21 protein-coding genes are annotated in these 20,993 nt (G+C 69.2%); 7 read left to right on the top strand and 14 right to left on the bottom strand.

The window, feature by feature from the left end; genetic code table 11:
- Window positions 1-28: 28 nt before the first annotated feature.
- Both ACQBAU_RS03445 and ACQBAU_RS03440 read right to left on the bottom strand, forming a co-directional pair.
- Window positions 29-724 carry a response regulator gene (locus ACQBAU_RS03445; protein ID WP_434550212.1) on the bottom strand — a complete coding sequence of 232 codons (696 nt, stop codon included), beginning with the start codon at window positions 722-724 and terminating at the stop codon, window positions 29-31.
- A complete protein-coding gene (locus ACQBAU_RS03440) occupies window positions 721-2,028 on the bottom strand; it encodes a sensor histidine kinase (RefSeq protein WP_465255381.1) in 1,308 nt (435 codons plus the stop codon). The genes ACQBAU_RS03445 and ACQBAU_RS03440 overlap by 4 nt, the downstream gene beginning before the upstream one ends.
- Window positions 2,029-2,195: 167 nt before the next feature.
- Here ACQBAU_RS03440 and phoU point away from each other — a divergent pair, with 167 nt between their 5' ends.
- On the top strand, window positions 2,196-2,861 hold the full coding sequence (phoU, locus tag ACQBAU_RS03435) for a phosphate signaling complex protein PhoU (protein WP_434550214.1): 666 nt from the start codon (window positions 2,196-2,198) through the stop codon (window positions 2,859-2,861).
- A 123-nt stretch (window positions 2,862-2,984) separates the two neighbouring features.
- Here phoU and ACQBAU_RS03430 read toward each other — a convergent pair whose 3' ends face one another.
- From ACQBAU_RS03430 to ACQBAU_RS03420, 3 genes are all read right to left on the bottom strand, one after another.
- The gene (locus ACQBAU_RS03430; RefSeq protein ID WP_434550215.1) at window positions 2,985-3,731 is read right to left on the bottom strand and encodes a phosphoglyceromutase; all 747 of its coding nucleotides are present in this window, start codon (window positions 3,729-3,731) and stop codon (window positions 2,985-2,987) included.
- 26 nt (window positions 3,732-3,757) lie between these two features.
- Complete coding sequence (locus ACQBAU_RS03425) at window positions 3,758-4,267, bottom strand: type III secretion system chaperone family protein (protein ID WP_434550216.1); 510 nt, start codon at window positions 4,265-4,267, stop codon at window positions 3,758-3,760.
- A 103-nt stretch (window positions 4,268-4,370) separates the two neighbouring features.
- Complete coding sequence (locus ACQBAU_RS03420) at window positions 4,371-5,036, bottom strand: mycothiol-dependent nitroreductase Rv2466c family protein (RefSeq protein WP_434550217.1); 666 nt, start codon at window positions 5,034-5,036, stop codon at window positions 4,371-4,373.
- Window positions 5,037-5,248: 212 nt separating this feature from the next.
- On the opposite strand from ACQBAU_RS03420, the gene ACQBAU_RS03415 reads away from it, so the two are divergent.
- Complete coding sequence (locus ACQBAU_RS03415; protein WP_434550218.1) at window positions 5,249-6,526, top strand: endonuclease; 1,278 nt, start codon at window positions 5,249-5,251, stop codon at window positions 6,524-6,526.
- A 22-nt stretch (window positions 6,527-6,548) separates the two neighbouring features.
- Here the strand turns inward: ACQBAU_RS03415 and ACQBAU_RS03410 are convergent, their stop codons facing one another.
- Window positions 6,549-6,938 (bottom strand): hypothetical protein, encoded by a 390-nt coding sequence (locus ACQBAU_RS03410; protein ID WP_434550219.1) that lies wholly within the window; start codon window positions 6,936-6,938, stop codon window positions 6,549-6,551.
- On the bottom strand, window positions 6,935-8,113 hold the full coding sequence (locus tag ACQBAU_RS03405; RefSeq protein ID WP_465255187.1) for a YcjF family protein: 1,179 nt from the start codon (window positions 8,111-8,113) through the stop codon (window positions 6,935-6,937). Before ACQBAU_RS03405 ends, ACQBAU_RS03410 begins: the two co-directional genes overlap by 4 nt.
- Window positions 8,114-8,259: 146 nt before the next feature.
- Between ACQBAU_RS03405 and ACQBAU_RS03400 the strand changes: the two genes are divergently transcribed.
- The 3 genes from ACQBAU_RS03400 (at window position 8,260) to typA (ending at window position 10,996) form a co-directional block, all read left to right on the top strand.
- A complete protein-coding gene (locus ACQBAU_RS03400) occupies window positions 8,260-8,463 on the top strand; it encodes an RNA polymerase subunit sigma-70 (protein WP_465255188.1) in 204 nt (67 codons plus the stop codon).
- 9 nt (window positions 8,464-8,472) lie between these two features.
- Window positions 8,473-9,042, top strand: coding sequence for a Clp protease N-terminal domain-containing protein (locus ACQBAU_RS03395; protein ID WP_465255189.1), 570 nt, complete (start codon window positions 8,473-8,475; stop codon window positions 9,040-9,042).
- Between the two features lie 91 nt (window positions 9,043-9,133).
- Window positions 9,134-10,996, top strand: a complete 1,863-nt coding sequence (typA, locus tag ACQBAU_RS03390; protein WP_465255190.1) for a translational GTPase TypA — start codon at window positions 9,134-9,136, stop codon at window positions 10,994-10,996.
- 16 nt (window positions 10,997-11,012) lie between these two features.
- On the opposite strand, the gene ACQBAU_RS03385 is transcribed toward typA, so the two are convergent.
- The 3 genes from ACQBAU_RS03385 to ACQBAU_RS03375 all read right to left on the bottom strand — a co-directional run bounded on the left by ACQBAU_RS03385 (window position 11,013) and on the right by ACQBAU_RS03375 (window position 13,083).
- The gene (locus tag ACQBAU_RS03385) at window positions 11,013-11,486 is read right to left on the bottom strand and encodes a hypothetical protein (protein WP_434550224.1); all 474 of its coding nucleotides are present in this window, start codon (window positions 11,484-11,486) and stop codon (window positions 11,013-11,015) included.
- A gap of 72 nt (window positions 11,487-11,558) precedes the next feature.
- Complete coding sequence (locus ACQBAU_RS03380; RefSeq protein ID WP_434550225.1) at window positions 11,559-12,581, bottom strand: hypothetical protein; 1,023 nt, start codon at window positions 12,579-12,581, stop codon at window positions 11,559-11,561.
- A 1-nt stretch (window position 12,582) separates the two neighbouring features.
- Window positions 12,583-13,083 carry a helix-turn-helix domain-containing protein gene (locus tag ACQBAU_RS03375; RefSeq protein ID WP_434550226.1) on the bottom strand — a complete coding sequence of 167 codons (501 nt, stop codon included), beginning with the start codon at window positions 13,081-13,083 and terminating at the stop codon, window positions 12,583-12,585.
- A gap of 117 nt (window positions 13,084-13,200) precedes the next feature.
- On the opposite strand from ACQBAU_RS03375, the gene sppA reads away from it, so the two are divergent.
- Complete coding sequence (gene sppA / locus ACQBAU_RS03370) at window positions 13,201-14,991, top strand: signal peptide peptidase SppA (protein WP_434550227.1); 1,791 nt, start codon at window positions 13,201-13,203, stop codon at window positions 14,989-14,991.
- A gap of 79 nt (window positions 14,992-15,070) precedes the next feature.
- Window positions 15,071-16,054 (top strand): carbon-nitrogen hydrolase family protein, encoded by a 984-nt coding sequence (locus ACQBAU_RS03365; RefSeq protein ID WP_465255191.1) that lies wholly within the window; start codon window positions 15,071-15,073, stop codon window positions 16,052-16,054.
- Here the strand turns inward: ACQBAU_RS03365 and ACQBAU_RS03360 are convergent.
- Genes ACQBAU_RS03360 through ACQBAU_RS03345 form a run of 4 tightly spaced genes read right to left on the bottom strand, consistent with a single transcriptional unit; the run spans window position 16,043 to window position 20,957 of the window.
- Window positions 16,043-17,191: an ROK family transcriptional regulator gene (locus tag ACQBAU_RS03360; RefSeq protein ID WP_465255192.1), complete on the bottom strand. Its 1,149-nt coding sequence runs from the start codon at window positions 17,189-17,191 to the stop codon at window positions 16,043-16,045. The genes ACQBAU_RS03365 and ACQBAU_RS03360 overlap by 12 nt on opposite strands.
- Complete coding sequence (locus ACQBAU_RS03355) at window positions 17,188-18,174, bottom strand: carbon-nitrogen hydrolase family protein (protein WP_434550230.1); 987 nt, start codon at window positions 18,172-18,174, stop codon at window positions 17,188-17,190. The genes ACQBAU_RS03360 and ACQBAU_RS03355 overlap by 4 nt, the downstream gene beginning before the upstream one ends.
- 40 nt (window positions 18,175-18,214) lie before the next feature.
- On the bottom strand, window positions 18,215-19,474 hold the full coding sequence (locus ACQBAU_RS03350) for an aminotransferase class III-fold pyridoxal phosphate-dependent enzyme (protein WP_465255193.1): 1,260 nt from the start codon (window positions 19,472-19,474) through the stop codon (window positions 18,215-18,217).
- A 7-nt stretch (window positions 19,475-19,481) separates the two neighbouring features.
- Complete coding sequence (locus tag ACQBAU_RS03345) at window positions 19,482-20,957, bottom strand: polysaccharide lyase 6 family protein (protein ID WP_465255194.1); 1,476 nt, start codon at window positions 20,955-20,957, stop codon at window positions 19,482-19,484.
- Window positions 20,958-20,993 lie beyond the last annotated feature (36 nt).

Raw genomic sequence — 20,993 nt, 5'->3', positions numbered from 1 at the left:
TGTCCACGACCCAACGCTAACCGGCGGGTCAGCGCCCCTCCGGTCTGGCCCCCTCGAACTTGTAGCCGAGGCCACGGACCGTCACCAGGTAGCGCGGGCTGGACGGGTCGACCTCGATCTTGGTCCGCAGCCGCTTGATGTGGACGTCCAACGTCTTGGTGTCACCGACGTAGTCGGCGCCCCAGATCCGGTCGATCAGCTGGCCGCGGGTCATCACCCGACCGGCATTGCGCAGCAGCATCTCGAGCAGCTCGAACTCCTTCAGCGCCAGCTTCACCTTCTCGCCGTTGACCGACACCTCGTGCCGCTCGACGTCCATCCGGACCCCGGCCGACTCGACCACGTCGGGCACGAGCTCGACCTCCTGGCCGCGGCGCAGCACCGCCCGGATGCGGGCCACAAGCTCCCGGTGGCTGAACGGCTTGGTGACGTAGTCGTCGGCGCCGAGCTCCAGGCCCACCACCTTGTCGACCTCCGACTCGCGGGCGCTGACCATGATCACCGGCACCGAGCCACGCAGTCGCAGCTGCCGGCACACCTCGGTCCCCGGGAGACCGGGCATCATCAGGTCGAGCAGCACGATGTCGGCCCCCACCCGATCGAACTCCGCCAACCCCTCGGTCCCGTCCGCCGCCTCCACGACGTCGAAGCCCTCCTTGCGGAGCATGTAGGTCAAGGCCTCCCGGTAGGACTCCTCGTCCTCGACCACCAGCACTCGTGTCACTGTCGTACCTCCTCCTGGTGGGGCCCCTCGGGGTCGGCCCACCCCTCCTGCCGATCCAGGTCATCCAGCTGGTCGTGACGTACTGCTCGATCGTGCCCCATCGGCTCGCCCTCGTCTTCACCGGGGCCGTCCGTGGACTCCATCCGGCGTCGGGCCGCCACGGCATCGCGCAGTTCGGGGTGTTCGGGGATCACGATGGTGAACGTGGAACCCTCCCCCGGCCGGCTCCAGACCTCCACCGAGCCGCCGTGGGCGGCGGTGATGTGCTTCACGATGGCGAGCCCGAGACCGGTGCCGCCATTGGCGCGGCTGCGCGCGTAGTCCACACGGTAGAAGCGCTCGAAGATGCGCAACCGGTCGACCTCGGAGATGCCGATGCCGTTGTCGGAGACGGCCAGTTCGACCCGGGCCCCGTCCTCGTCGGTGTACTGCCGGGCCGACAGCACGACCTTGGCGCCGGGGTCGGAGTAGATCACCGCGTTCTCGACCAGATTGGCCAGCGCGGTGACCAACTGGACCTCGCTGCCGTACACCACGAGCCCCTGCTCCCCGGCGGTGCGCAACGAGATCTCGCGGTTGCCGGCGTCCACCCGGGAGCGGTCGACCGCCTCGTTCAGCACGGTGTCGACCTCGACCACGTCCCCGGCCTCGAAGGGGTCGGTCGACTGCAACCGCGACAGCTCGATCACCTGCACCACCAGTTCCGACAGCCGGTGCGACTCGACGCCCATCCGGCCGGCGAAGCGGCGTACGGCCACGGGGTCGTCGGCGGCACCCTCGACCGCCTCGGCGAGCAGCGAGATCGCCCCGATCGGAGTCTTGAGCTCGTGGCTGACGTTGGCGACGAAGTCCCGCCGTACGGCGTCGACCCGGCGGGCCTGGGTGAGGTCGTCGGCCAGCGCGATCACCAAGGTGTCGCTGATCGGAGCGACCCGCAGCGCGAAGTGGGTGGTCTCCAGACCACGGCCGCGCGGCACCTCCAGGTCCCTGATCGCCGGGGATCGCTCCCGGCGCACCTCGCGGACCAGCTCCAACAGGGGCTTCACGATGATCCGGCTGCCGCGGACCAGTCCGGAGCCGACGGCGGCCCGGCTGGTGCTCAACACCTCGTCGTGCGGGCCGACGACGATCGCGGCGGCGTGCAGCAACGAGACCAGCTCCGCGACCTCGCGCGGAACCTCGGGCTCCGGGGGCGCGAGCCGGGTCTCCGGCGGACCGTCCAGTGCCCGACGATGGCGCCACACCATGATCAGGACGCCGGCAATCACACCTATAGCGATCCCGATCAACAACGTCCACGCCAACTGCACCCATGCATCGTAGACTGCTTGTCCGACAAGGCCTTTCGTTGGCGAAACGTTCACCGGGCGTTCAACAGGCACTGGTCAGGAGCTAGCCACGGCCCCTAGGGTGAGCTGGTCGGCTGGGGCCAACACCGTCTTCACTCAACGAGCCAAAGGAAAGACTGACGATGCGCGATTCCTATCGGGAGCAACTCGATGAGGTCCTGCTCGACCTCGTGGAGATGTCGCGGAAGGTGGCGACCGCGGTCCGACTCGCGACCAAAGCCCTGCTGGAGGCCGACCTGCAGCGTGCCGAGACGGTGATCTCCGACGACGAGGCGATCAATCAGATGCGGGTCGACATCGACAACCGCGCGTTCTCGTTGCTCGCCCGGCAGGCACCCGTGGCCGGCGAGCTCCGGCTGGTCGTCGCGACGCTGCGCATGGTGACCGAGCTCGAGCGGATGGGTGACCTGGCGGCCCACATCGCCAAGATCGCCCGGCTCCGTTACCCCGAGCGCGCGGTCCCCGACGACATGATCGGCAACTTCTCCCGGATGGCCGACGCCACCGAGAAGATGGTGCTGGGCGTCGGCCGCGCCCTCCACGATCGCAACATCGCCGACGCCGAGACGGTGCAGGAGAGCGACCACGAGATCGACGACCTGCGACGCAGCCAGTTCCGGATCATGCTGAACCCCGACTGGCCGCACGGTGTCGAGTTCGCCGTCGACGTCGCGTTGCTCGGCCGGTACTACGAACGGATCGCCGACCATGCCGAGGCGATCGCTCGGCGGCTGGTCTACATCGTCACCGGCGAGCTGCCCGAGGACGAGGTCCCGGCCCAGCCGTGACCGGCTGAGTCACGATGACTGGGTGCCCGGCTTCCGGGTTTCCCTTCCCACGAACGAAACACCGGGCCCGCGGCGATCTCTCGCTGCGGGCCCGGTGTTTCGTTGTCCCGGTGCGGGTCGGGCCTACTTCTTGCCCTGGTTCTTGACGGCCTCGATCGCCTCGGCGGCCGCTGCCGGGTCGAGGTAGCGGCTGGCGCCGGTGGGCTTCAGGTCGGCGTCGAGCTCGTACACCAGTGGGATGCCGGTCGGGATGTTGAGCCCGACGACCTCGTCACCACCGAGTCCGTCGAGGTGCTTCACCAGGGCCCGCAGCGAGTTGCCGTGGGCGGCGACCAGCACGGTCTTGCCGGCCCGCAGGTCGGGCACGATCTGGTCGTACCAGTAGGGCAGCATCCGGTCGACGACGTCGGCCAGGCACTCGGTCCGTGGCCGCAACTCGGTGGGCAGCGAGGCGTACCGCGGGTCGTCGAAGTTGGACCATTCGTTGTCGGCCGAGATCACCGGCGGCGGGGTGTCGTACGACCGGCGCCACACCATGAACTGTTCCTCGCCGAACTTCTCGCGCACCTGCGCCTTGTCGCGGCCCTGCAGGTCGCCGTAGTGGCGCTCGTTGAGCCGCCAGGACCGCTTGGTCTCGATCCAGAACCGGTTCGCGACGTGCAGCGCGATCTCGGCGGTCCGGATGGCCCGGTTGAGCAGCGAGGTGTGGACGACGTCGGGCAGCAGCCCGGCGTCGGCGAGCAGCTGGCCGCCGCGTTCGGCCTCGGCACGCCCGGTGTCGGTCAGGTCGACGTCCACCCAGCCGGTGAACAGGTTCTTGGCGTTCCATTCGCTCTCGCCGTGACGGAGCAGGATCAGCGTCGCAGTCATGGCACCGAGCCTATGTGAATCCGACGTCAGCTCGGGCCGGGGTCGAGGTGGCTGAACGCCGCCAGGTTCGCGGTCGACTCACCGCGGGAGCGACGCCACGCCCACTCGGCGCGGATGCTGTCGGCGAAGCCGAGCTCCAGGATGGTGTTGAAGCTGTCGTCGGCGGCCTCGGCGACGGTGCCGAGCACGGCGTCCACGACGTCGTCGGTGACCGCGGACAACGGGAGCCTGCCACAGAGGTGGATGTCGCCGTGGTGGTCGACGGTGAACGCGACCAGCGGCAGCCGCAGGTTGCGTTCCAGCAGCCAGCGGTGGACCGCGGCATGGTTCGCCTCGGGGTTGCGGGCGACGAAGGCGCGCACGTCGAGGGTGTGCCGGCCGACCTCGAGGGCGCACTCGGTCTTCAGCTTGCGGGTGCCGGGCAGGGTGACGCCGAAGACGTGCCGATCACGGCGCTGCCACGCGACGTCGAGCTCACCCAGCACCCGTTCGACGGTGTCGGCCACCCGAGACTGTTCGTGCGTGGGTCCGGTCATGCCCCCGATCCTGCCACCGATGCCCTCACCAGGAGTTGATCCCCCCACCACAAGTTGATCATGGTGAGTTGATCATGGAGCTGGCGAACGGGCCGGACACGGTTCAGTCGAACCGGGGGTCCTCGGTACGTTCGCGCTTCAGCTCGAAGAAGTAGGGGAACGACGCCAGGGTGACCGTCGCGTCCCAGAGCCGCCCGGCGTCCTCACCACGGGGGATCCGGGTGATCACCGGCCCGAAGAAGGCGGTCCCGTTGACGTGGATCGTCGGAGTGCCGACACCCTTGCCGACCTTGTCCATGCCGGCGTGGTGGCTGGCACGGAGCTCCTCGTCGTACTCGGTCGAGTCGGCGGCACGGGCCAGCTCGGCCGGAAGTCCGACCTCGGCGAGCGACTCGGCGATCACCGCCGTGTAGTCCCGGGTCTCCTGGTCGTTCAGGTAACCCCGGTCGTGGATCCGGGTCCCCATCGCGGTGTACAGCGGGGCCAGGATCTCGTCACCGGCGTGGCCGGCGGCCGCGATCGCCACCCGGACCGGGCCGATCGCACCGGCCAACACCTTGCGGTAGTCGTCGTCGATGTCCTGGCCCTCGTTCAGCACGACCAGGCTCATCACGTGGAAGTGGACATCGATGTCGCGGACCTTCGCGACCTCGAGGATCCACCGCGACGTGACCCAGCAGAACGGGCACAGCGGGTCGAACCAGAAGTCGGCCCGATCGCGGCCGCTCGTGGGCGAGGATTCGGTTGCAGGCGAAGTGGTAGCAGTCACGCACCATGGAACGACCTGCTCGTCCGGCGTATTCCACCGGGACTGTCGGGCCACCCAGCTCGCGCCGCCCCACGGTCGGGCTGCTCGCCGGAACCGGCAGCGCGTCACACCTTCCCCCGGCACCTACCGACTGGTAGGCCTGTGGAGGTCATTGTCCGTGGCTGGCTCGAGGCCCCCTCGTAACCAGTGCCCCCACCAGAAGGCGCCACCCCATGAACTCCTCCACTGCCCACCCCTCCACCCCTGAGGTCGAGGTGAACCACCGACCCCGACTCACGCTCCTGTTCGGGTTCGTGGCGCTCGCCGTCGTCCTCGTGGTCGCCACCCTGCCGGTGACCCCGGTCGCGTACGGCGCCCAGGCCATCACCGTCGCCGAGGCGATCGACGACCAGCACGGCGGCACCGCCTCGGTCACCGGGTACGTCGTCGGCCAGCCGGTGTCGGAGTCGACGGTGGTGACCGACGACTTCCCCAACGACTACGCGCTCGCCCTGGCCGACACCGCCGGCGAGACCGACACCGACAAGATCGTGTACGTGCAACTCCCGTCCGCACTGCGGGGTGAGTGGGGCCTGCACGGCAATCCGGACCGCCTCGGTGAGCACGTCACGGTGACCGGTGTGCTGACCGCGTACTTCAGCCACGCCGGGGTGAAGTCGACCTCCACCATTGCTCCGGCCGACGGGGAACCGTCCGAGAGCCCGACGAGCACTCCAACGAGCACTCCCACCAGCAGCCCGACGAGCACTCCCACCAGCAGCCCGACGAGTACTCCGACGAGCAGCCCGACCTCGACGCCGACCGTGGGTGAGTACTACCGGGCAGCGGAGGGCAAGAGCGGTGCGGAGCTGAAGACGGCGCTGCACCACATCATCAGCGAGCAGACCAAGCTCAGCTACAGCGACGTGTGGGATGCACTGGCCGACACCGACGAGGACCCGAACAACCCCGACAACGTGATCTTGTTGTACAGCGGCCGTTCGCAGGCCAAGAGTGCCCACGGCGGTGGCGCCAACGACTGGAACCGGGAGCACGTCTGGGCCAAGTCCCACGGCGACTTCGGCACCCGCACCGGTCCCGGCACCGACATCCACCACCTGCGCCCGACCGACTCCACGGTGAACTCCACCCGCAGCAACCTCGACTTCGACAACGGTGGCGAGCCGGTCAACGAGGCCGAGCAGTGCTCGTACGACTCCGACTCCTTCGAGCCGCGCGACGAGGTCAAGGGTGACGTGGCCCGGATGATCTTCTACATGGCGGTCCGGTACGAGGGCGGCGACGGCTTCCCCGACCTCGAGATCAACGATCAGGTCGACAACGGCTCGAATCCCTACATGGGCAGGCTTTCGGTGCTGATCCAGTGGCATCAGCAGGATCCGCCGAGCGACTTCGAGAAGCGACGCAACCAGGTGATCTTCGAGTCGTGGCAGCACAACCGCAACCCGTTCATCGACCACCCGGAGTGGGTGGCCTCGGTCTTCGGCTGACAGTGTCTCCGGCCGGCCTGTCTCAGCGCAGGTCGGTGGCCCCGAGGCCACCACGCAGGTGGGCCCGCCGTTGGTCGTGGGCCCACCTGAGCACCCGCGGATCGAGCAGCAGCAGACCCGCCCGCACGACGTCGCCCCCGTCCACGGTGCGCGCCACCACCAGGCTGTGCTCCCAGATCAGGATGATCCGGTGTTCGGTGGCCTCCAGTGGTGGCGGTTCGGAGATGCTCACCCCCAAGAAGGTCTGGCCCTTCTCGGCCACCAGGCCCCGGAGCCACGACTGCAACCTGCCCTGCGGGATCTTGGGCTGCTGGAACAGGTCCAGTCCAGCGGCCGCGAGGGCGTACGGATCGCCCGCGAACAGGTCGCCGAAGGTGCGGAACGGGGGCTGCGGGGGCGGATGGTGGGTCATGGCATTCCTTGGTGCTGGGTGTCGGTCGGGGTCGGTTGGTCGACCGGTCGGCCGTCAGCACTGCGTCGTACCTTGACCTTGTTGGCGAACTCGGCCATGAACAGGTCCTGGATGGCCTTGTTGTCGATCGCCCCGTTCACCGAGGTGTACCGGCCGGCGGCCACCCGCTGGCACACCGCCGCCCAGGCCTGCCCCATGGCAAAGGTGTAGGTGCTCGCCACCCCGGCGCTGATCACACCACCGGCGGCAGTCCCGACGCCGGGGACCATCTTCAGCAGACCGGTGAACGTCGCCCGGCCGGCCTGCGTGGCCGCGGTCGTCGAGGCGACCGCCAGCAGTGCGGCCCGTTCGAACTTGATCTTGTAGATCTGGGCGATCCGCGCCATCATGCCGAGCTGGATCGGCACCAGCATCGCCGCATCGGAGAACGGGATCGGGCTCGCAGCCGCAGCCGCAGCCGCGCCGGCTGCGATCACGACGTGCTTCTGCGCCTCCACCTGCTTCCGCTTCGAGTCGATCTGCTGCGCCGCGACGAGCGCCCCTCGGACTGCTTCGGGCGCGACGCGAAAGGTGGCATCGAGGAGTTCCTGCAGGCCGTGGGCGGGGGTCCCGGCGAACTCGTCGGCCCGGGCGTTGGTCAGGTAGGGCCGACCGCCGACGATCGGCAGCTCCATCGCGCTGATCTGCCGGGCGAGCTCGATGGCATCGGGATGGAAGTGGCCCTCCCGCAGCGGCACCTGCGTCATCACCAGCACGACCGGGATGCCGAGGTCGTCCAGCCGCTTGATGAAGTCGGCCTCGGAGGCCTCGAACCGCCGGTCCATGCCCCGGACGCAGTACCAGGCGACGTGGATCTGCTCGGTGATCGGCAGCTTGCGGGAGGTCTTGACGACCTCGTTCAGCTCCTTCATCAACTGCTTGTCGTCGCGACCCACCTCGAGGCCCTGGGTGTCGATGACGCCCAGGTTGTCGGCCGTGCCCCGGTAGAGGTGACTGCCCTTGGTGACCGGCTCGCCGATCCCGGTCCGCGCGATCTCCTCGCCGAAGATGGCGTTGACCAGCGTCGACTTGCCGACACCGGTCTTGCCGAAGATGGCCAGGTTGAACCGGCCCATCGAGGTCTGCTGCTTGAGGTACTCGTTCCGGAACGAGTCGGAGAACCAATCGCTTGGCATTCGTTGCCTTCCTCGGTCGGTCTCCCCCGGACCCGGTGCCCGGAAGGACGCTCAGCGCACCGCCAGCGTACCGACCCGAACCCATGCCCGCACGACGTCCGTCAACCTTGATTGACGAACGAGGATCGTCAACCTAGGCTGACGACATGACGATTGGCACCGACCTGACCACCGGCGTCGACAGCAATGACCCCGCCGAAGGACTTCGAGCGGTGGCGAGCCTCCGGGTGCTGGCCGACCGCCTCGAACGCCTGCACGTCGAACGGGCCCGCTCGTTGGGTTGGTCCTGGCAGGACATCGCCACCGCCCTGGGCGTCAGCAAGCAAGCCGTCCACAAGAAGCACCGCTGAGGAGACCTGATGTTCGAACGCTTCACCGCTGCCGCCCGCACCGTCGTCGTCGGCGCCCAGGAACATGCCCGCCGAGCCGGCGACAACCACATCGGGACCGACCACCTGCTGCTGGGCTGCCTCGACGACGACGAGCTCGGCCGGCTGACCGGGAGCACCGACCTCGATGCCGATGGCGTCCGGCGGGCGCTCGACCGACTCCGGGCCGAGCGGGGCGGCATGGACCCCGCCGCACTGCGGGGCCTGGGCATCGACCTCGACGAGGTGCGTCGCAAGGTCGAGGACCGATTCGGTGAGGGGGCGCTGGATGACCCGACCCCGACCCATCGGCACCCCCGGTTCCCGTGGCAGCGCGACGTCGCGGGCCACATCCCGTTCACCGCGGAGGCCAAGGCCGCGCTCGAGCGGTCGCTGCGCGTCTCCCAGGACCTGGCCCACCACCACATCGGCGCCGAGCACATCCTGCTCGCCCTGCTGCATCCCGAGTCCGGGATCGCCCACCGCGCGATCGACCGCAGTGGCACCGAGCCGGCCACCCTCAGCCGGACCCTGCGCGAACGGATCCGGGACTCTGCCTGACCGGAGCACCGGTTGCCACACGCTCGACTTCGTGCGGAGTGCCCGGTGCCCGTAGACTCGGGCCGACCCGTCGCCCCACCGAGAGACCGTGATGCCCCAACGCCTTGACCTGCGCAACGTCGCTATCGTCGCCCACGTCGACCACGGCAAGACCACTCTGGTCGATGCGATGTTGTGGCAGTCCGGGGCCTTCCGTGCCAACCAGGACGTGAACGAACGCGTCATGGACTCCGGTGACCTGGAGCGCGAGAAGGGGATCACGATCCTCGCCAAGAACACCGCGGTCGCCCACACCACGCCCGACGGCGACGACGTGACCATCAACATCATCGACACCCCCGGCCACGCCGACTTCGGTGGCGAGGTGGAGCGCGGGCTGGAGATGGTCGACGGTGTCGTGCTGCTGGTCGACGCGTCGGAGGGGCCGCTGCCGCAGACCCGTTTCGTGCTGCGCAAGGCCCTGCACAAGCGACTGCCGATCATCGTGGTGGTCAACAAGGTGGACCGTCCGGACTCGCGCATCGAAGCGGTCGTCGACGAGACGTACGAACTGTTCCTCGACCTGCTGGACGACGACGCCGGTGACGGTCTGGACTTCCCCGTGGTGTACGCCAGCGCGAAGGCCGGTCGGGCGTCGCTGAACCGTCCCCGCGACGGCGAGATGCCCGACGCCGAGGACCTGGGCCCGCTGTTCGAGACGATCCTCGACCACATCCCCGCTCCGACGTACGTCGAGGGCGCCCCACTGCAGGCCCACGTCACCAACCTGGACGCCTCGCCGTACCTGGGCCGGCTCGCGCTGTGCCGCATCGTCGCCGGCGAGATGCACCGCAATCAGCAGGTGGCCTGGTGCCGTGCGGACGGCACGATCACGACGGTCAAGTTGAGCGAGATGTTGATCACCAAGGCGCTCGACCGGGAGCCCGCCGATCATGCGGGCCCGGGCGACATCGTCGCCATCGCCGGCATCCCCGAGATCACGATCGGCGAAACCCTCTCCGATCCAGCCGATCCGAAGCCGCTGCCGTTGATCACCGTCGACGAGCCGTCGATCTCGATGACGATCGGCATCAACACCTCACCGCTGGCCGGCAAGTCGGGCAAGAACCTGACCGCACGGCTGGTCAAGGCGCGGCTCGACCAGGAGCTGATCGGCAACGTGTCGATCAAGATCAACAACACCGAACGCCCCGACACCTGGGAGATCCAGGGGCGAGGGGAACTGCAACTGGCGATCCTGGTCGAGCAGATGCGGCGCGAATCGTTCGAACTCACCGTCGGCAAGCCGCAGGTCGTCACCCGGCTCGTCGACGGCAAGCTGCACGAGCCGGTCGAGCGGCTCACCATCGACATCCCCGAGGACTACGTCGGTGTCGTCACCCAACTGATGGGGTTGCGCCGGGGTCGCCTGGAGCAGATGGTGAACCACGGCACCGGTTGGGTCCGGGTGGAGTACCTAGTCCCCGCCCGCAGCCTGATCGGCTTCCGGACCGAGTTCCTCACCGAGACCCGGGGCACCGGCCTGATGCACCACGTGTTCGAGGCGTACGAACCGTGGTTCGGCGAGCTGCGCACTCGGCCGGCCGGCTCGCTGGTCGCCGACCGGCAGGGTGTGGTGTCGGCGTACGCGATGTTCAACCTGCAGGAGCGGGGCACGATGTTCGTCTCCCCCGGCGCCGATGTGTACGAGGGCATGATCGTCGGCGAGAACGCACGGGCCGACGACATGGACGTCAACGCCACCAAGGAGAAGAAGCTCACCAACGTGCGCTCCTCCACCGGTGACGAACTGGAGCGGCTGATCCCTGCCAAGGTGATGAGCATGGAGCAGGCGCTGGAGTTCTGCCGTGAGGACGAGTGCCTCGAGGTGACCCCTGCCGCGGTGCGGATGCGCAAGGTGGTGCTCGGCGCCGGCGAGCGCTCACGTACCAGGAGCCGGGCCAAGAACGTCTGACCTGGCCGAGCGGGCGTCAGCCCACGACGGTGATCACTGCGAGCGCCAGAATGACCACGACGATCGCGGCGTACCCGAAGGCGATGTACTGCAGCGGGATCCAGAACAGCGTGTGCTGGTTGAACGACTGCCGCCGCATGGCCGTCTCCTGCTCCAGCAGGAAGTCGGCCTGGGCGCGCGCCTCGGCCTCGCTGCTGGGTCGAGGCTGCCCCGGGCCGATCTGGAAGCCACCGCTGGTGACGAGCTGATCAAGCTGCGCCCGCCGGGCGGGCAGCCATTCGTCGAGCACCCGTTGTGGCTTGGTCTGGTTGATGTACTGCCCCACGAACCAGCAGCCACCGGCGGCCAGCAGGAGTCCGACGGCGGCGGAGAACCCACCGAAGGTGTTGAACGCGTCGCCCATGATGCTCGCGCCGCCGCCGACGAACACCAGCATGGCCACGAAACCGAACAGGGCTCCCAGGAACCCCAACCCTCGCCAAATGATCACCGCCAAAGGATACGCGGCGCGAGGCCACCGGTCGGTGTCCCCGCGCCGCGTCCGGGTCGGGCAGGGCGTGGGTCAGGACTTGTCGGTCCAGGCGGTCCCGGTGCCGCCCTCGTCCGGGGCCTCCCCGTCCCCGGCCTCGGCCGCGGCATCCGCCTCGGCCGCGGCAGCATCTGCCTTGTCAGCAACGGTTTCGGCAGCCTCGGCGTCGGCGGAGGTGTCGCCCTTGCCCTGGGTGGCTCGACTCACCCGATCGGCGGCGGTACGGGCCGCCGCAGCGACCCGCTCGGCGAACCGGTCGGCGGCGGCCGAGACGTCGTCGGCCGAAGCGCGGGCGGCCTCCTCGGCCTTGTCGCCCGCCTTCTCCGCACCCTCCGAGGCCTTCGCGCCGGCCTTGGCCCGCTGCTCCTTGGCGGAGTCGAAGGCGTCCCCGACGGCAACCCGTCCACGATCGGCGAGGTGCTCGTACTGCGCCATCGCCTGGTCGAACAGCTCCTGGGTGCGCTCCTGCGCCTTGGCCAGGAAGGCGTTGAACTGTTCGTTCTGCCGCTGCTGCTCAGACGGGGAGTCCGTGGCCGACGGATCAGCATCGGCATCCGTGGCACCGGCCTCGGCATCGGCGGCGGCCTGCTGGCGCCGGGCCCGGAAGGCGGCGATCTGCTCGTTGGCGATGTCGCGTACGACATTGGCCGCCAGATCGGCGAGGCCGGCCATCGCGTACAGGGGGGTCAGCTCGGGCCGCCCGAGGTAGGCCTTCGTGGTCTCGCTGTGCTCACCCTCGGCCTGGGCACCGGCGAAGTCGCCGGCCATGTCCTCGGCCGCGGTGCCGCTCGATCCGGCCGCGGACGGGATGTCGGGATCGATGGCACCCCCGCCGAGGTCTTCGGCACCCAGGTCGTCGTCGACCCCGAGGTCGTCGGTGCCGATCGAGTCACCGGCGTGCGGGGCGTCCTCGGTCGACTCGGCCGTGCTGCCGGTCGCCGTGCTGCCGGTCGCCGCGGTGTCGGTCGTCGGGGTGGTGGGGGCGGTGTCGGGGTTCGGGACCTCGGCGGCCTGCTCGGCCGAGGTGTCCTGCGGATCGTTGGTGGACTCGGTCATCTCAGTCTCCTCTCGCCGACGCTGCCACGGTGGCATCGTCAGTGGTGCTCGGATCGGGGTCGTTCATGCTGGCGTTGCTGGTGTTCTCATCGGAACCGATGGGGCCGGAACGTCCTTGCCCAGCAGGAGAATCGGGACCGTCCTGCCCGGCGGTGGCGTGGAGTGCGACGAAGCTGGCGTAGACCTCCAGCAACACGTCCTTGTGGGACTCCGCGATCGAGGTGTCGGCGAGGATCGCCTGCTCCACCGACGTCGTCGCGTCGTCATCGGGATCGAGCATGCCGGCCCGTACGTACAGCGTCTCGGCCGACACCTGCAGGGCTCGGGCCACCTTCTGCAGGACGTCGGCGGAGGGCTTGCGCATACCGCGCTCGATCTGGCTCAGGTACGGATTGGAGACCCCGGTCTGTTCCGCGAGCTGCCGCAACGACAGCTCGGCGGCCCGACGACGCTCGGCGATGAACTCGCCGACGCCTCCGAGGTCCTTCGCGAACTTTGCCACGGCCCCAGTCTGCTAGCAATTGCCCGCGAATGCAAACTTTTGTGAGCACCAATGTTCAGGGTCCGGTACGGGTCGTGAGGCCACCGCCGGCTGGGACACCGCTCCTACGCTGGTCGCATGGACCTGACGCAGACGCCGCTCCGTGGCCTCCTTCCCGCCCAGCCCCCCACCGTCCTCGAGCTCGACCTCTCCCGCGGCATCCTCAGCGGTGCACCGGCCAGCCCGCGCGACGCCCTGCGTGCCCTGCAGGCCCCCACCATGCGGTCCATCCGGGACGGACTCCGCGAGGCGGCCAAGGACGAGCGCGTCGCCGGACTGGTGATCAACATCGGCGACTGCCCGCTGACCGCCGGCCAGGTCGACGAACTGGCCGAGTTGATCACTCGCTTCGGTGAGCATCGCCCCACCGTCGCCCACACCAGTTCGTTCGGCGAGCTGACCAACGGCCTGTTCGGCTACCGTCTCGCCAGCCACTGCCACCAGATCTGGCTGCAGCCCTCCGGATCGGTCGGCATCCAGGGCGTCGCCCTCGGCGTCACGTTGTTCCGCGGCACGCTCGACAAGGTCGGCGTGGAGCCGGAGTTCGGCCAGCGTCACGAGTACAAGACCGCGGCCAACCAGTTCGCCGCACACGAGGTGACCGAACCGCAGCGCGAGATGATGCAGCGGATCGCCGACTCGGTGCTCGCCGAGACGGTCACCCGGGTCGCCGAGCGGCGGTCGCTGCCGCCCGAAGCCGTACGGGCCGCCGTCGACAGCGCGCCGCTCACCGCCGCCGAAGCCCTTGAGCACAAGCTGATCGACCGGATCGGCTACCGCGACGAGGTGTACGGCTGGCTCACCGAGAACTGGGGCAAGATCATCCCCGCCGCGCCGCGACCGTGGCGCCCGGAGCCCGACGAGGGTCCGCAGGTCCGACTGCAGTACGTGCACCGGTACGCCAAGCAGGGCTTCGGCGGCGCGGCTCAACAGCTCGCTGCCCGCAGCAAGCCGGCGATCGCCGTGGTCGGGGTCCAGGGTGGCATCGTCACCGGACAGTCCCAGCGGTCCGCCTTCGGCGGCCAGCAGGCCGGGGCCGACACCGTCGCGGCGCAGCTACGGGCCGCGGGTCGCGACTCCGGGGTGAAGGCTGTCATCCTCCGCGTCGACTCCCCCGGCGGTTCCTACGTGGCCAGCGATGCGATCCGGCGCGAGGTCGTACGGCTTCGCGAATCCGGCCGACCGGTGGTCGCCACGATGGGCGACGTCGCGGCCTCGGGTGGCTACTTCGTGTCGATGGCGGCCGACGAGATCGTGGTCAACCCGACCACGCTGACCGGCTCGATCGGCGTGCTGGCAGGGAAGTTCGTCACCACCGGGCTGACTGACAGGATCGGCCTGGTCCGCGAGGAGCTCGCCGCCGGCGCCCGGGCGCGGATGTTCAGCAACCTCGAGACGTTCACCGATGATCACTGGCAGACCCTGGACCGGTGGCTCGACGAGGTGTACGCCGACTTCACCACCAAGGCAGCCACCGACCGGAAGATGCCCCACGCCACGTTGGAGCCACTGGCCCGCGGCCGGGTGTGGACCGGGGCCGACGCCGTACAGCACCAGCTCGCCGACCGTCTCGGCGGGATGGACACCGCGATCGACCGGGTCTGCACCCTCGCCGGGCTGGACCGCGACGACGCGGTGCTGCGGACCGGTCCGGGCTTCCCGTTCCTGGCGCAGCTGCGGCCGGCCGAGTCGTCGGAGTCGGGCCACACCGACACCCGGCTGGCCGACGACCTGCTGGCCGGTGGCCCCGCCCTCGGCACCCTCGCCGGCACCGGCGGGCTGGAGGCGCTGTGGCGGCAGGCGGCCGAGGCGCTGGGCGTGGCCGCACCCGGAGTGCTGTCGCTGCCGTTCGTGCCACAGCTGCGCTGACGGGTGAGACGCGGCTGGCTCCAGTGGCGGCGTACGGCGTAGGTTCGATGATCATCGCCGGACGGACGAGGTGGAGCAGATGGTGTCGACGTTGACCAGGCGTGAGATCACGGTGGCCTCGGTGGGCAACCCTCCCCCGCGCTATCCGGGGCCGGGCCACAGCGAGGATGCGCTGGTCGCCACGATGATGGACTTCTGGCGGCAGCAGATCGAGCCGGTGCTGCTCGACGCCCCCGACCTGGTCGTGCTGCCCGAGTTGTTCGACCGGTACGACGAGTGCCCGCTGGACGTGGTCGTCGGGTTGCGGCCGGCCATGTTGGCGGCGAGCCGGGAGATGCTGGCCGAGGTCGCGCGCGAACACAGGTGCTACGTGGCCCCGGGGTGGGCGGTGCCCGATGCCGACGGCGACTGGCACAACAGTGCCTCCTTGCTCGACCGCTCCGGCGCCGAGATCGCCCGGTACGACAAGCTGCGGCTGGTGCCGACGGAGTTCGAGTACGGCCTGCTGCCGGGCCGTGAGCCGGTGGTGGTCGACACCGACTTCGGCCGGGTCGGGTTCGCGCTGTGCTTCGACCTCAACTTCGTCGAGCTGATCGAGCTCCACCGACCGCTGCAGCCGGACGTGATGCTGTTCCCGTCGCGGTACCACGGCGGACTGATGCAGGCGTTCTGGGCCAACCAACTGCGCAGCCACTTCATCGGATCGGTCGGGATCGTCAACCTGACAAGCGATGTGCTGTCCCCCGTCGGCCATCGGATCGCCGGCAGCACCAACTACCAACAGTGGGTGACGACCAAGATCAACACCAACTGTGCCGTGGTCCACCTCGACAACAACCGCGCGGGACCCTTGCAGGCCCTGAAGCAGGCACGTGGTGCCGCGGTCACGATCACCGACCCGGGCGAACTCGGCCAGGTGTTGATCACCAGCCATGACTCCGAGGTCCCGGTCGCCGACCTGATGGCCGAGTTCGGCATCGAGGGCATCGCGGACTACCTCGCGCGCTCACGGCAGGTCAACCAGCAGGCCGGCGCCCCGGCCCGGCCCGTCTCACTGCAGTAGGCCGGCCCGCTGCAACCACAGCAGTGCGGCGCCACGCGGTGGGGCGTCGTCGTCGGCCGGCAGGATCTCGACCGGCCCCGCGGTCGGGGCGCAACGTCGTACGGCACGGTCGATCTCGGCCAGCAACGGGGCGCCCAGCCGGGCGGTCGGTCCACCCACCGCGATCGTCGACGGGGTGACCGCGACGACCAGGTGGCCCAGCGCCATGCCGAGTCGATCACCGGCGCGACGGACGGCACGCAGCGCGGCCGGCTCACCCGCGGCGACGGCTCGCTGCAGGGCTTCCCAGCTGTCGAGTCCGGCGTCGGTGGCGATCGCGGTGCCCCCGACCAGCACCTGCAGGCAGCCCCGGGTGCCGCAGGTGCACAACGGCCCGCGGCGTTCCACCATCACGTGGCCGAGGTCGCCGGCGGTGCCGTCGTGGCCGACCAGCAACCGTCCCCCGGTCACGATCCCGGAGACGACACCGTCACCGAGGTACAGGTAGACCAGGTCGCGTCCGACACGGGTGTCGGCGGGCGAGCCGGCAGCGGCGGCCAGATGGCCCAGGGCGGCGACCTTGGCCCGATTGGTCAGCGTGATCGGCAGGTCGAGGGCCCGTTCCAACTCGTCGGCGAGACCGACCTCGTGCCAGTCGTGTGACAGTGCGACCTGGACGTTGCGCCCGGCGGCGTCGACCCGACCCGGCACCCCGATGCCGACCCCGAGCACAGTGCCGCCGGGCCTGCGTACCAACCGTCGGATGGCGCGGGCCAGGGCAGCGGGGACCTCCGTGGGGTCACTCAGGTCGATCCCGACGTCGAGCCGATCCAGGATCGTGCCGGCGAGATCGGTCCGGACGAACTGGCACCGGTCGTCGGACAGTTGCACCCCGATGACGGTCATCGCGGCGCTGTTGAACTCCAGCAGGATGCGGCTCCGGCCCCGCGCCGGCTGCTGCTTGCCGCTCTCCCGTACGGCGTCGCGTTCGAGCAGGTTCGCCACGATCACCGACACCGTCGCCTTGCTGAGACCTGCCTTCTTGATCAACTCGGAGCGTGAGATCGGCCCGTGTTCCCGGATCGTGGCGAGCACGCGGGCACTGTTGACGTCTCGGACACTGCCCGGGCCGCCGGTCAGCAGCGCCAGTTCGATCATGGTCGTGACGCGGCGCCGGATGGGACGGTGATGCCGTGCGGTTCGAGATGGGCGGCGCTGTCGGCGAAGTAACCGTCCAGGTCCTGGATCTCGAACTCGTCGATCATCTGCCGTGCCGTCACGTCCGTGGCACGGCTGGAGACCAGCACCATCCCGACGAGCCCCGGGTCCTCGATCAGCACCTCCGGTCCGTACCGGGCCTTGAGCCGGGTCAGCTTGTCGCGGTTGTAACCCAGGTGGACGACCACGTAGTCGAGGTTGAGCGTGCGGGTGAGCAGGAAGTCGTACGTGCTGGTCGACGCCACCTCGTGGCCGGTCGGGTTGATCATGGTGCTGCGGTTCGGTGGGTACACGCAGCCGACGAAGTACGACCGGCAGCTGAGCGCCCAGTGGTTCTGCACGAGGCCGCCGTGGTAGGCCGAGGCGAACACGATCAGCTCGGGGTGGACCCGGGCGATCGCCGTGCGGAGCTGCTCGAAGTTGAGGTCGAAGCAGATGGCGGCGCTGACCCGGCCGAAGTCCAGGTCGGCGGCCAACACCTCCCGACCCGGGCTCACCACTCCTTCCAGCTCGCCCAGCGTCGGCATGATCTTGTCGTAGACCGCTGCCGTGCCGCCGTCGCGCCCGATGAACTCCATCGAGTTGAACACCGCTCCGTCCTCGGCCACCCGATAGCTGGGGTGGGTGACGTAGGTCGAGTTGGCGACCGCGATCTCGGCCAGGGCGTCCCGGATCCGCGTGCCCTTCGCGTGGATGAACTCGGTCTTCGCGTCGCCCGACAGGTACTGCGCGGTGGGCTGCCCGCTGACCTTGGGTCGGTCGAACAGCTCCGGCAGCACGATCAGGTCGGGCCGATCCGGCAGCACCTGACTGATCCGGTCGGACCAGTAGTCGATGATCAGCTCGAACTCGGTGTCCCCGACGTCTTCGCGTGCGAGCTCCGGGGTGGGCCCGGAGACCAGGGAGATGGTGACCTCGCGCATGTCGTTGTGCTCCTGTGGTGAAAGGTGATCATGGTGGTGGTCAGGCGGTGGCGGCCTGGTCCGCCACGTCGGCGCAGGCCCTGCCCAGCCGCTCGACGGTCTCGGCGACGTCGGCGTCGGCGTGCGACAGGTTCACGTACGACACGTTGTACAGCGAGACCCCGTGGCGGTACGCGGCGCGCAGGAAGGTGTCGAGCAGCCCGGGGGTGTCGTCGGTGGCGACGAAGGCCGGGCACGGCGCCAGCCCGGCGACCGACAGCGGGAGGTCGTACGACTCGAAGAGCCCCCGCACCTGGTCCCACAGCGTGGTGCCCTGCCGCCACAGGTGACCCACCACGTCGGATCCGAGGTAGGTGTCGAGGCAGGCCGAAGCCGCGGCCAACGACAGCGTCTCCCCGCCGAAGGTGGTGGAGATGGTCGCCCGACCCGGCCCACAGGCCTCCATCACCTCGCGGCGACCGGCGTACACCGCGATCGGCATCCCGTTGGCCATGCCCTTGCCGTACACGGCGAGGTCGGCGCGGGCGTCGAAGTGTTCGTTGACCCCGCCGAGCGCGATCCGGAAGCCGGTCACGATCTCGTCGAGCACCAGCAGGGTGCCGTGTTGGTCCAGCAGGGCGCGCAGGGCGGGGTAGAAGGTGGCCCCCTCGGCCATCCGGGCGTAGTCGGCCGCGACGACGACGGCCGCCACCTGCCCGGGGTGGGCCTCGAGCAGTTCGGCGACCTGGGTCAGGTCGTTCCAGCGGGCGGGGTGGTGCAGCGCGGCCAGCGCGGCGGGCACCCCGGCCGGTGCGGGCATCGCCTGCCCCGGCAGTGCTGCGGCCCCGGAACCGAGGCCGTTCAGCCACCCGTTGTAGCCGATCTGGATCACGTGGTCACGCCCGGTGTGGGCGCGGGCGATCCGGATCGCGGCTGCGATCGCCTCACCGCCGGTCTTCAGGAAGCGGGCCTGCTCCATCCCCGGGAGGTGCTGGCAGAACCGCTCGGCGACCTCGCACTCCAGCGGCGACGGGTGGCCGAACAGGATCCCCCGGTCGAGCTGGGCGCGGATCGCCTCGTCGACCGCCGGGAACCGGTAGCCCAGCGTGATCGGTCCGAGCGCGTTGCGGTAGTCGATGAACTCGCGACCCCGGTCGTCCCACACCCGGCACCCCTCACCCCGCACCACGACCTCGGGCTCCTCCGGCAGCAGCCGCGGGCGCTTCGAGGCCGTGCTCGACCCGAAAGGCATGATCGCGTCGAACCGCTCGGTCCACGCGGCATCGGTGAGGGTGGTCGGTGCGGCTGTCAGGTCAGTCATGGACGAATCAGTCCCACTTCCAGGTCGGGCCCACGTCAGCCTTGCGGCGTGGGCTGGTCGTGATGTTGTGTCGCAGCGGGCTGCTGTCGGAGTAACGGTATGTGCCATCGGCCTGCTCGACCAGACCGGGATCGGCGATGTCGACACCGGGAAGGTCGCCGAGGTCGTCGACGTTGCCGCCGAGGAACATGTTGCCCTCGTGGACGATGTCGCCGATCGGCGGGTCGAGTTCGTTGATCAACCGCAGCGGCGAGGTGTCATCACCGAGGATGGCGTTGTCGCGATAGGTGATGTTCTCCACCGGGACGTCGATCCCCTTCTCCGGGTCGTACAGCATCCCGACCGTGATCGTCCGGTAGTTGTGGATGAACGTGTTGTTCGCCACCACCACGTCCTTGGTCGGGTAGTAGCTGCCGACCCCCGGGGCGTTGTCGGCGTCGCCCTCGTACAGCGCAAGGGCCTCCCGACCCCAGCGGGTGCACCCCTGGACGTAGTTGCCACGGATGACGTGGCCCTCACCGATCATCAACATGCCGCCGGTGAAGAAGCCGTCCCGTTCCTCCAGCCCGGGGAAGATGAAGTTGCGTTCCACCGTGTTGAAGCTGCCGGAGCGTGAACAGATCGAGCCCGAGGCCCGCCAGAACGTGTTGTCCCGGATGGTGCTGTGACTGCACTTGAGGCTGACGATGCGGCCGCGACCCTGCAGGTTCTCGAACACGTTCTGCTCGATCACGTCACGGCCGTCGGTCAACGAATCGGTCTTGTCGAGGCTCATGATCACGGTGCCGGCGCTGTACTCGGTGTCCGGGATGTCGGCGAAGTAGTTGTTGTCCACCCGCGAGTACGTGGGGCGCTCGTCGAAGCCTCGGCCCACGATGAGGAGCGAGCGACTCGTCTTGTTCATGAAGGCGCAGTGGTCCACCCGGTTGTGCTGGCCCCAGATGCCGACCCAGGAGTCCCGGATCTCGGGATCGGGCTTGCTGAAGCCGTCGACGACGGTGTTCGTGAGCCGGCAGTGGCTGGAGTAGGTGACCGCGGGATCGTCCTTGCCGTCGTCCTCGGCGTCGCTGAAGCCGATCAGGTGCTGGATGTCCGGTGGTGCGGCGCCGTCGCGGAACACCAACCCGTCCACCACGAGATGCTCCCCGACGATCTGCAGGTACGACGCCCCGGACAGGATCGCCATTCCGGGTGTCTGGGCCCGGAGTGTGATCGGCTGCGCCTGCGTGCCGCTCCCACGGAACACCAGGCCGAGGTCGCGCCACACCCCGTTGCCCATCATGATCGTGGAGCCCGGGCCCGCCCCGGCGATGGCGGCGTCCAGTTCGGCCGGGGTCCGCACCAATGTGGTGCCCGGCGCGGCGTGCGCAGTGGTCGTCCCGAGTCCGGCGACCGTGGCACCGGCGGCTCCGGCCGTGGCCAGGAATCCTCGACGCGACACGGCCGCCGGTGAGGTGGAGCGATGAGTGGTGTGATCGGGCATGGGTTTCTCCCTTGACGGTGATCGCTGCGTACGCGG

Origin of the sequence: Carbonicoccus niuqiaonis (assembly GCF_050157065.1) — a bacterium.
Lineage (GTDB): Bacteria > Actinomycetota > Actinomycetes > Propionibacteriales > Propionibacteriaceae > Avipropionibacterium.
This window is presented reverse-complemented; position numbering and strand designations above follow the sequence as displayed.